Source organism: Cellulomonas massiliensis JC225 (assembly GCF_000312005.1).
GTDB classification, from domain to species: Bacteria; Actinomycetota; Actinomycetes; order Actinomycetales; family Cellulomonadaceae; genus Cellulomonas; species Cellulomonas massiliensis.
The window spans coordinates 1,320,960-1,330,845 of the sequence record NZ_HE978588.1 but is presented as its reverse complement, the minus strand read 5'-3'; the positions used below and the strand labels follow the sequence as shown (position 1 = coordinate 1,330,845).

General features: G+C 74.7%; 11 protein-coding genes. 5 read left to right on the top strand and 6 right to left on the bottom strand.

Translation table 11 applies throughout. The features are described from left to right. The 4 genes from HGCM_RS17260 to HGCM_RS06270 all read left to right on the top strand — a co-directional run. Window positions 1-1,322: outer membrane protein assembly factor BamB family protein (locus HGCM_RS17260; RefSeq protein WP_019136010.1), on the top strand; the 1,322-nt coding region annotated here is incomplete at its 5' end. A gap of 60 nt (window positions 1,323-1,382) precedes the next feature. Then, on the top strand, window positions 1,383-2,864 hold the full coding sequence (locus HGCM_RS06280) for an outer membrane protein assembly factor BamB family protein (protein WP_246119491.1): 1,482 nt from the start codon (window positions 1,383-1,385) through the stop codon (window positions 2,862-2,864). A 169-nt stretch (window positions 2,865-3,033) separates the two neighbouring features. Next, window positions 3,034-4,158, top strand: a complete 1,125-nt coding sequence (locus HGCM_RS06275; RefSeq protein WP_026075300.1) for an ABC transporter ATP-binding protein — start codon at window positions 3,034-3,036, stop codon at window positions 4,156-4,158. Between the two features lie 85 nt (window positions 4,159-4,243). Then, window positions 4,244-5,518 carry a DUF4032 domain-containing protein gene (locus tag HGCM_RS06270; RefSeq protein ID WP_019136007.1) on the top strand — a complete coding sequence of 425 codons (1,275 nt, stop codon included), beginning with the start codon at window positions 4,244-4,246 and terminating at the stop codon, window positions 5,516-5,518. 15 nt (window positions 5,519-5,533) lie between these two features. On the opposite strand, the gene HGCM_RS06265 is transcribed toward HGCM_RS06270, so the two are convergent. Genes HGCM_RS06265 through HGCM_RS17255 form a run of 6 tightly spaced genes read right to left on the bottom strand, consistent with a single transcriptional unit; the run spans window position 5,534 to window position 8,304 of the window. Beyond that, window positions 5,534-5,737 carry a DUF1918 domain-containing protein gene (locus HGCM_RS06265; protein WP_019136006.1) on the bottom strand — a complete coding sequence of 68 codons (204 nt, stop codon included), beginning with the start codon at window positions 5,735-5,737 and terminating at the stop codon, window positions 5,534-5,536. Between the two features lie 22 nt (window positions 5,738-5,759). Beyond that, window positions 5,760-6,482 (bottom strand): copper homeostasis protein CutC, encoded by a 723-nt coding sequence (locus HGCM_RS06260; protein ID WP_019136005.1) that lies wholly within the window; start codon window positions 6,480-6,482, stop codon window positions 5,760-5,762. Then, entirely contained in the window at window positions 6,473-6,928 is a 456-nt protein-coding gene (locus HGCM_RS06255; RefSeq protein WP_019136004.1) for a PTS sugar transporter subunit IIA, read from the bottom strand. Before HGCM_RS06255 ends, HGCM_RS06260 begins: the two co-directional genes overlap by 10 nt. Then, entirely contained in the window at window positions 6,928-7,200 is a 273-nt protein-coding gene (locus HGCM_RS06250; protein WP_256998726.1) for a PTS sugar transporter subunit IIB, read from the bottom strand. The genes HGCM_RS06255 and HGCM_RS06250 overlap by 1 nt, the downstream gene beginning before the upstream one ends. Window positions 7,201-7,204: 4 nt before the next feature. Then, a complete protein-coding gene (locus HGCM_RS06245) occupies window positions 7,205-7,453 on the bottom strand; it encodes a PTS sugar transporter subunit IIB (RefSeq protein WP_019136002.1) in 249 nt (82 codons plus the stop codon). Then, the gene (locus tag HGCM_RS17255; protein ID WP_019136001.1) at window positions 7,450-8,304 is read right to left on the bottom strand and encodes a GntR family transcriptional regulator; all 855 of its coding nucleotides are present in this window, start codon (window positions 8,302-8,304) and stop codon (window positions 7,450-7,452) included. Before HGCM_RS17255 ends, HGCM_RS06245 begins: the two co-directional genes overlap by 4 nt. Before the next feature lie 209 nt (window positions 8,305-8,513). Between HGCM_RS17255 and HGCM_RS06235 the strand changes: the two genes are divergently transcribed. Next, window positions 8,514-9,845, top strand: coding sequence for a PTS transporter subunit EIIC (locus HGCM_RS06235; protein ID WP_019136000.1), 1,332 nt, complete (start codon window positions 8,514-8,516; stop codon window positions 9,843-9,845). The last annotated feature ends 41 nt before the right edge of the window (window positions 9,846-9,886 follow it).

Genomic DNA, 9,886 nt, shown 5'->3' with positions numbered 1-9,886 from the left:
TGCCCTGGGTGCTCGTCGCCGCCGGCGTGGTGGTCGCGCTGGTGACCGCGCAGCTCGTCCTCGACGCCCGCGAGCGCGCCCGGCTCGCGGACCTCGCGGGCGTGCCCGGGGTCCTCGCCCCGCTCGACGGCCCGCCTCGCACGCTGTGGACGGTCGCCGCCGACGCGGAGGGCGACCAGCCGAGCTGGCCGACCGACCCGGTCGCCGGGACGACGGTGGTGGTCCGGCGCGTGGCCGGCGACCGGACGGTGCGCGGCATGGACGCCCGCACCGGCGAGGTGCGGTGGAGCACGCCGCTGCCCCTGGAGCCCGGAGCCTCCCCCGCGCTGCCGCCCGCGACGTGGTGCGAGGCCGTCGGACGCTCCGGCGTCGTGCGGTGCGAGTCGCAGTTCCCCGCGGGCACGCGCACCGTGACGACGTCGTTCCTGCTCGACCTCGCGGACGGGCGGCTGCTGCGGCAGGTCGACGGTGCCGAGCAGTCGGTCGTCGCGGGCGACCTGCTGGTCGTCGGCACGTCGCGGCGCGAGGACACGGACGTCGCCTGGACGATCGCGGCGCAGGACCCGCGCACGGGCGCGCAGGTCTGGTCGACGCCCCTGCCCGCGGTGCGCCGGGTCGAGCGCGTCAACCTCGGCTCGCAGGTCGTCGGCGTCACCGCGTCGCTCGTCGCCGCGGGCGGCCGGGTGATGCTCACCGAGAGCGGTCACGTGACCGTGCTGGGCCGGGACGGCACGGTCGAGCGGACGATCCAGGTCGGCCTCGACGGGTGGACCTCGCTGACGGCGGACGGCACCGTCGGGTGGAGCCCGTACGGCGCGATGGCGCCCGCGCCCCGGCTGTGGCTCCCGGACGGCACGCAGGTGGACGCGGACGGCTACCCCGTGGAGCCGGACGTGGACGACGGCAGCGCGCCGGGAGTGCTCTGGGTGGAGGACTCCGACGACCGCGAGCTCGTCGTGCTCGACGCCGCCACGGGCCGGACGCTGTGGCGCGCCCCGGCGACGACGCCTCCGGTCGTGCTCGACGGCGTCGTCTACGCCGGCACGGCGACGGGCGCGGCGGCGTGGGACGCGCGCACGGGCCGCCAGCACTGGAGCACCGACGTCGGCCGCCAGGCCGGGCTCGTCGTCACCGACGGCCGCTCGCTGCTCGTCCTGTCGATCTCGCGGCACTGGTTCGCGCTCGGGCTCACCGACGGCGCACGCCGCTGGGACGCGCAGGCGGCGCCGCCCCTCGACACGGTCGGCGGCGGCGGGCCGCTGCAGCGCTGGGACCGCTACCTCCTGGCCGGCGACGGCTCCACGGTGGTCGTCCAGGGGTGACGCGGCGGCCGGACGCCCCGCCGCCGCTCGCCGCCGTCGTACAGTCCGGGCGTGGCCACCATGCATCGCGTCGAGCTGGACGAGGGCGGCGACGCCCCCGCCCCCGACGCCGCGCCGCGCCGGCGCCGGGCGCCGTGGGTGCTCGCCGGCGCCGCCGTCGCCCTCGTCGGGCTGCTGCTCGGCGGGCAGGCGGTGCTCGACGCCCGGGCCCGCGCGCGCGACGCACGCTTCGACGGCGTCCCCGGCGTGCTGTGGCCGATCGACCAGGTGCAGGCGCGGTGGCAGGCGACGTGGGACGACCCGCGGCTGTGGACCGTGCGGGTGCGCGACGTGCTCGTCGGCGCCCGCGTGCACGAGACCGGCACCGTGACGCTCACCGGCTACGGGCTGCTCACGGGCGACGAGGTCTGGACGACGGACGTCGCCCTCCCCGAGGCGCAGCGTGGTGCGCTGCAGCGTGGCGAGGGCGACGAGTTCGACGGCAGCGTCGAGTGCCAGGCGAGCGTCGGCCCGCGCGGCACCGCGGCCCGGGCCGTGTGCGTCGTCGGTCCGTACCCCGCGGGGCAGCGCGACGAGAAGGAGCACGACGCGTTCCTCGTCGCCGTCGACCCCGCCGGGGAGGTCCGGGACCGGCGCACCGTGCCCGAGGCGTCGTGGGCGGTCCGGGGCGAGCACCTGCTGCTCGCGACGCCGCGCAGCGCCGACGACCAGGAGACGTTCGAGGTCGTCGAGCAGACGCTCGCGGGCGACGAGGTGTGGCGTGCGGACGTCGGCCCGGTCCGCCGGCTCACCGACGACGAGGGCTCGCGCGGGTACTCCCGGGGCGTGTCGACCGACGGCCGCTGGACGCTGCTCAACACGGGCGTGCGGGCGTTCGTCCTCGACGAGCAGGGCCGGCCGGTCGTCGACGTCGCGACCGGCCCCGAGTCGGGCGCCCGGCTCGTGACCGGGGGCGCGGTGCAGGTGGACAAGTACAACGGCGAGAACGCGGGACCGCTCCTCCTGCCGGACGGCTCGTCCTTCGGCGACCCGGACGACCCGCCCTGGCCGCTCGTCCTCACCGTCGACGACGGGTCCGCGCAGGGCGTCGTGCTCGCGCAGCAGGCGGAGCGGCTGCAGGCGGTGGACGCCGCGACGGGCCGGGTGCTGTGGTCGGCCGAGCAGGCGAGCGGCTGGCAGACCGCCCTCGTCCTCGACGGCACCGTCTACACGGCGCGCTCCGGCGGCGTGGCCGCGCTGGACGTGCGCACCGGCGAGGAGCTCTGGCGCGCCGCGCTGCCGTTCGTCCCGTGGTCCGTCTCGACCGACGGGCGCCGGCTGGTCGCGGCCGGCGACGACGGCCTCGCGCTCGTCGACCTCGACGACGGCTCGGTCGTCGAGCGCGTCGCCCTGTCGGACCTGCTCTCCCCCGACGACCTCGCGCCGGCCGGTGGCGGCGGCACGGCCCGGCTGTCGTTCGCCGTCACCCAGCAGCTCTCCGGGGTGCTCGTCCTGCAGCGCACCGACAGCGACGCGGGCGAGCCCGTCTGGGTGCTGGGCTGAGCGGCCGTCCGGGGGACGGGGCGGAGGTCCTGGACGGGTCGCGCCCGGTATGTGCGACACTGTCCGCGGACGACCGCACCAGCGGTCGCCCACGTGTCAGTGAAGACACTCGACACCCTCCACGACGGATCGTCCGGCACGTACCTGCCGGTGAAGGGATTGGTCACTCATGGCCACGGTCACTTTCGACCACGCGACCCGGGTGTACCCGGGCACCGAGCGTCCCGCGGTGGACGCCCTCAACCTCCACATCGAGGACGGCGAGTTCCTCGTCCTCGTCGGCCCCTCGGGCTGCGGCAAGTCGACCTCCCTGCGCATGCTCGCGGGCCTCGAGGACGTCAACGCCGGCCGCATCCTCATCGGCGACCGCGACGTCACGGACGTCCAGCCGAAGGACCGCGACATCGCGATGGTGTTCCAGAACTACGCGCTGTACCCGCACATGTCGGTCGCCGACAACATGGGCTTCGCGCTCAAGATCGCGGGCACCCCGAAGGCGGAGATCCGCCAGCGCGTCGAGGAGGCCGCCCAGATCCTCGACCTCACCCAGTACCTCGACCGCAAGCCGAAGGCCCTCTCGGGTGGCCAGCGCCAGCGCGTCGCGATGGGCCGCGCGATCGTCCGCCAGCCGCAGGTGTTCCTCATGGACGAGCCGCTGTCGAACCTCGACGCCAAGCTCCGCGTCCAGACCCGTACGCAGATCGCGTCGCTGCAGCGCCGCCTCGGCGTCACGACGGTCTACGTCACGCACGACCAGACCGAGGCCCTCACGATGGGCGACCGCATCGCGGTCCTCAAGGACGGCCTCCTGCAGCAGGTCGGCACGCCGCGCGAGATGTACGACACGCCCGCCAACGTGTTCGTCGCGGGCTTCATCGGCTCGCCGGCCATGAACATCGGCACCTTCCCGGTGCTCGACGGCTACGCCCAGCTGGGCCGCGCCAAGGTCGCGGTGCCGCGCGAGGCGATCTCGCAGTTCACCGAGGACGACAAGAACCACATCACCATCGGCTTCCGCCCGGAGGCGCTCGACGTCGTCCCCGGCGGCACGCCCGAGGCGATCCCGGTCGTCGTCAACATCGTCGAGGAGCTCGGCTCCGACGCGTTCGTGTACGGCTCGCTGACGAACGAGTTCGGCGGCGCGGCCGCGGTGCACTCGGGTGCCGGCGACGCGCAGGTCATCGTCCGCGTCGACCCGCGTCAGGTCCCCGCCAAGGGCGAGACCATCGGCGTGCGGATCCGCCCGGGCGAGTCGCACCTGTTCCACGCGGGCTCGGGCGAGCGCATCGGCTGACCCAGCACCATCTCCGACGAGGGGCGGGCCGCGACGGCGGCCCGCCCCTCGTCGCGTCTCGCACGGACCTGGGAGGATCGACCCCATGAGCACCACCCCCCAGAGGCTCCAGATCACGGCCGCGTCCCCCGACCCGGGCCTGCTGGACCTGCCCTGGGACGTGCCGCTGGAGGAGTGGCCGGCCTCGGTGCTCGCCGCCCTCCCGCGCGGCATCTCGCGCCACATCGTGCGCTTCGCGCGGCTGTCCGGCCGCGTCATCGCGGTCAAGGAGATCGGCGAGACCGTCGCGTACCGCGAGTACGAGCTGCTGCGGCAGCTGAGCAAGATCGACGTGCCGTCGGTGGAGCCGGTCGGCGTCATCACGGGCCGGCGCGACCCGTCGGGCGAGCCGCTCGAGGCGGTGCTCGTCACCGAGCACCTGCAGTTCTCGCTGCCGTACCGCGCGCTGTTCAGCCAGTCGCTGCGGCCCGACACCGCCACCCGCCTCATCGACGCGCTCGCGGTGCTGCTCGTGCGCCTGCACCTCGCGGGCTTCTACTGGGGCGACGTCTCGCTGTCGAACACGCTCTTCCGGCGGGACGCCGAGACGTTCGAGGCGTACCTCGTCGACGCCGAGACGGGCGACCTGCACGACAAGCTGTCGGACGGCCAGCGCGCGTACGACCTCGACGTCGCGCGGGTCAACATCATCGGCGAGCTCATGGACCTGCAGGCCGGCGAGTTCCTCGACGAGGACGTCGACGCCGTCGCGATCGGCGACGCGCTGGCCGAGCGGTACGGCGAGCTGTGGCGCGCGCTCACCGAGGTCGAGTCCTTCGCGTACGGCGACCGGTGGCGGGTGCAGGCCCGCATCGACCGGCTCAACGACCTCGGCTTCGACGTCGGCGAGCTCGACATCACGACCGACGTCGACGGCACGACGGTGCGGATCCAGCCGAAGGTCGTCGACGCCGGCCACCACTCGCGCCGGCTCATGCGCCTCACGGGCCTCGACGTGGGCGAGAACCAGGCGCGCCGGCTGCTCAACGACCTCGACGAGTACCGCGCCGTCACCGACCGGCAGGCGGAGGACGAGTCGTTCGTCGCGCACGACTGGCTGACGGAGGTCTTCGAGCCCGCCGTGCGCGCCGTGCCCCGCGAGCTGCGGGGCAAGCTGGAGCCGGCGCAGATCTTCCACGAGCTGCTGGACCACCGGTGGTACCTGTCCCAGCAGCAGGGGCGCGACGTGCCGATGGAGGAGGTCGTCGCCAGCTACGTCGGGACGATCCTGCCGCTGCGCCCCGACGAGCAGGCCATCCTCGGCGGGGTCGAGGGGGACACCCGCGACCACACCGACCAGCTGCCGGTCGTCCCGGAGTAGCCCGGCCGGCGACGCTCAGGCCTGCGGGTGCTCCTCGCCCGCCGGGTGCGTCACCTGCAGGTCCGGGCCGGGGTAGACGAGCACCTCGTGGCCGTCGTCGAACCGGACGAGGAAGGGCGGCCCGCCGTCCTCGCCCCGCGCCTCCACCACGGTCCCGCCACGGTCGGCCGTGCCGACGGTCCGGCCGTGGATGACCACCCTGTCACCGACGTTCGCCATCGCCGCTCACCTCGGCACCAGGCTAGCGAGGCGTCCCCACCGCCGCCCGTGCGGCCGCGACCACGCCCGGGTCGGTCGTCGTCCAGCCCGCGTCGCCGCCGCCGCCCGGGCCCCCGTCCCCGGCGACCACGCGCGACGCGGACAGGTGCACCGCGTCGACGCCGGTGCCGAGGATGCGCACGAGGTCCTCGACGCGCACGCCGCCGCCGGCCATGACCTGCACGCGTCCGTCGGCCGCCTCGACCGTCTCGCGCAGGCGCGCGAGCCCGTCGCCCGCGCGCTGCGCGCCCCCCGAGGTGAGCACGCGCGTGACGCCGAAGGCGGCGAGCACCCCGACGCCGGCGGCGACGTCGTCGAGCACGTCGAACGCCCGGTGGAACGTGACCTCGACACCGTCCGCCGCCTCGACGAGCCGCTCGAGCGCCGCCGTGTCGATCGCTCCCGCCGGGGTCAGCGCGCCCACGACGACGCCCCGGGCGCCCGCCCGCACGGCGGCCCGCACGTCGCGGACCTGCACGTCGAGCTCGTCCGGCGCGTAGACGAAGCCGCCCGGGCGCGGCCGCACCAGCGGGTGCACGCCGACGCCCGGCACCGCGGCGAGCGTCGCGTCCAGCAGTCCCTGGCTGGGCGTCAGCCCGCCGGTCGCCGCGAGCGCGGAGCACAGCTCGAGCCGGTCGGCGCCGGACGCGACCGCGGCGGCGGCCCCGCTGACGTCCTGGACCGCGATCTCGAGCGTCACCCCCACGACAGCAGCGGCTCCCCGGCCGCGACGACGTCGCCCGGCTGCGCGAGCCGGGTGATCGCGTCCGGCTTCGCCTCCAGCGCGACGACGGGGCAGATCGCCGCCCGGCCGCCCGCGACGACGGCCGCGACGTCCCAGCTGACGACGGGCTGCCCGGCCGCGACGGTGTCACCCTCCGTCACGTGCAGGGTGAACCCCTCGCCGCCGAGCTGGACGGTGTCGATGCCGAGGTGCACGAGCACGCCGCCGCCCTCGGCGAGGACCACGAACGCGTGCGGGTGCAGCTTGACGACCGTGCCGGCCACGGGCGAGACGACCTCGGACGACGCGACCTCGTCGGGGTCGACGGCGACGCCGGGGCCGACGAGCTCGGCGGAGAACACCGGGTCCGGCACGTCGGCGAGGGCGACGACCCGCCCCGCGACGGGCGCGAGGACCGTGAGCGCCATCAGCGCAGGTCCTCGATGTCGGACGCCAGCGTGTCGGCCTCCGGGCCGACGATCACCTGGACGGCGTCGCCGGAGCGGACCACGGCGATGGCGCCGGCGCGCTTGAGCCCGGGCTCGTCGACGAGCGACGGGTCCTCGACCTCGACGCGCAGCCGCGTGATGCACGGCTCGAGGTCGACGATGTTCGCGTCGCCGCCGAGGGCCGCGAGGATGCCTTCTGCGTTGGCCATGGCCTGCTCCTGTCTCCCGGTGGTCGCCGGGTTCTTCGTCAGCTCGTCACATCAGGTCGTCGAGGTCGGAGGCGATGAGGTCGACGTGCGGTCCGACGACGACCTGCACGACCCGCCCGTTGATCATCACGCCGTAGGCGCCGGCGGCGCGCAGGGCGCCGACGTCGACCTGGCCCGCGTCCCGCACGAGCGAGCGCAGCCGCGTGGTGCACGGCTCGATCTCGTCGATGTTGTCCACGCCGCCGAGCGCGGCGAGGATCGCCGCAGCCTGGCCGGTGGTGTCGTCGGACCTCATGCCCGTCCTCCTCCGGCTCCGACGGGCGCGCGCTCCGTCGAGTCCTCCTCCGTCACCGCGTCGCCGCGCCGGCGCGGGACCAGCGCGGGCCGCGGCGCGCGCAGCGGCACCCACACGCTGTACCGGTCGCCGCGGTAGCACCCGCGGGAGAACATGACCGCGCCCTGCGCGGCGTAGGTGCGGCGCTCCGCGCGCATCACGGCCGGCGCGGCGCTGAGCCCGAGCAGCGACGCCTCGACGTCGGTCGCCAGGTCGGCGGCGAGCGTCTCCTCGCCCCACTCCGGGGCGGCGCCGAGCTCGCGCAGCCGGTCGTACACGCTCGTGGGCGCACCGTCCGCCAGCAGCTCGGGGACGAGCGCCACGGGCATCCACGCGCGCTCGATCGCGACGGGCGTGCCGTCGGCGGACCGGACCCGGTAGAGGAAGTGCACCTCGTCGCCCGGGTCGATCTCGAGCGCCGTGGCGATGTCGGGGGTGGCCTCGACCGTCTGGGCGGCGAGCACGGTCGTCGTCGGCTCCAGGCCGCGGCGGCGCATCTCCTCCCCGAACGTGGTGAGGCGCATCTCGAAGTCCATGCGCTGCGGGGCGACGAACGTGCCGCGGCCCTGCTCGCGGACCAGCACCCCCTCCGTGACGAGGGCGTCGACGGCCTGCCGGATCGTCATGCGCGAGACGCCGAACTCCTGCTTCAGCGTGCGCTCCGACGGGATCGCGTCGCCGACCTTGAGCTCGTGCGCGACGAGCCGCGCCAGGTGGTCGCGCACCGCGAGGTACTTGTGCGCGGAGGGCGCACCGTCCTCGGACGCGCCGACGGCCGGGACCTCGCCCGTGTCGTCGTCGACCTGCTCCACCCCTGCACCTTCCGTCCGGTCCGTCCGTTCGCGACCCGACCTGGACGCGCGTCCGCTGTGACTCTTGACACATCATGAGGTCTAGACCACTCTGGCCGCAACTGGTCCAGACCAGGCCCGCGAAGTTGCTCGGAAACTCCCACCGATGTCCCCCGGAGCCCTGGCCGGACATCCTCCCAGATGTGATTGACACGCAACGAGGAGTGCTCATGACCACCGTCGCCGTCGAGGCCCCCCGCCGCCGAGGGTTCCCCGGCCTCGCCCAGCTCCAGCGCATCGGCCGCTCGCTGATGCTCCCCATCGCCGCGCTCCCCGCCGCCGGCCTCCTGCTGCGCCTCGGCCAGCCCGACGTGCTCGGCGCCAACGGCGCGGGCAAGTCGCTGCCCTGGCTCGTGCCCGTCGCCGAGGTCATGGCGGCCGCCGGCAACGCGCTGTTCGCCGCGCTGCCGCTGCTGTTCGCGGTCGGCGTCGCGGTCGGGTTCGCCCGCAAGTCCGACGGGTCGACCGGCCTCGCCGCCGTCGTGGGCTACCTCGTCTTCAAGGGCGTGACCGACGCGCTCTCGCCGCGCGTCCTGCCGCTCGAGCCCGGCAAGACCCAGGAGCTCATCAACTACGGCGTCCTGGGCGGCATCGTCATCGGCCTCGTCACGGCGCTGCTGTTCGAGCGGTACTACCGCATCAAGCTGCCGCCCTACCTCGCCTTCTTCGGCGGGCGCCGGTTCGTGCCGATCGTCACCGCCGGCGCGGCCGTGGTCATCGCGGTCGTCGCCGCGCTGATCTACCGCTGGTTCGACGCGGGCTTCACCGCCGTCGGCGAGTGGGTCACGGGCTCGACGGTCCTGGGCGCCTTCGTCTTCGGGACCCTGAACCGCCTGCTCGTGCCGCTCGGCCTGCACCACATCCTCAACTCGCTGCCGTGGTTCCAGTTCGGCGAGTACACCAAGGCCGACGGCACCGTCGTCATGGGCGACATCAACCGCTTCCTCGCCGGCGACCCCACCGCGGGCACCTTCCAGACCGGGTTCTTCCCGATCATGATGTTCGCCCTGCCCGCCGCCGCGCTCGCGATCGTCCACACCTCCAAGGCGAAGAACCGCAAGATCATCGCCGGCATCATGGGCTCGGCCGCGCTCGTCTCGATCGTCACCGGCGTCACGGAGCCGCTCGAGTTCGCGTTCGTCTACGTCGCCTACCCGCTGTACGCGATCCACGCGGTGCTCACCGGCACGGCGCTGGCGCTGACCAACTGGCTCGACATCCACAGCGGCTTCAGCTTCTCGGCCGGCGCGATCGACTACCTGCTCAGCTTCCCGATCGCCCAGAAGCCGCTGCTGCTGCTGCCCATCGGCCTCGCCTACGCGGTCGTGTACTACTTCCTGTTCCGGTTCGTCATCCAGCGCTGGAACCTCAAGACGCCGGGCCGTGAGGACGACGACGCGCTCGTGGGCGCCGACGTCACCGCGGACCCGAACACCGTCGAGCGGCCCGCCACCACGGCGCCGCGCGACGCGGGCACGGCCGACCCGGCCTCCGCCCGATGACGGTCGCGGGCGTCGGCGTCGGCACCGGGCGACGGGTCGGG

Coding starts and splice junctions, on each gene's coding strand:
- HGCM_RS06280 (WP_246119491.1), top strand. CDS start 1,383: ATGCATCGCGTCGAGCTGGACGAGGGCGGCGACGCCCCCGCCCCCGAC.
- HGCM_RS06270 (WP_019136007.1), top strand. CDS start 4,244: ATGAGCACCACCCCCCAGAGGCTCCAGATCACGGCCGCGTCCCCCGAC.
- HGCM_RS06275 (WP_026075300.1), top strand. CDS start 3,034: ATGGCCACGGTCACTTTCGACCACGCGACCCGGGTGTACCCGGGCACC.
- HGCM_RS06265 (WP_019136006.1), bottom strand. CDS start 5,737: ATGGCGAACGTCGGTGACAGGGTGGTCATCCACGGCCGGACCGTCGGC.
- HGCM_RS06245 (WP_019136002.1), bottom strand. CDS start 7,453: ATGAGGTCCGACGACACCACCGGCCAGGCTGCGGCGATCCTCGCCGCG.
- HGCM_RS06255 (WP_019136004.1), bottom strand. CDS start 6,928: ATGGCGCTCACGGTCCTCGCGCCCGTCGCGGGGCGGGTCGTCGCCCTC.
- HGCM_RS06235 (WP_019136000.1), top strand. CDS start 8,514: ATGACCACCGTCGCCGTCGAGGCCCCCCGCCGCCGAGGGTTCCCCGGC.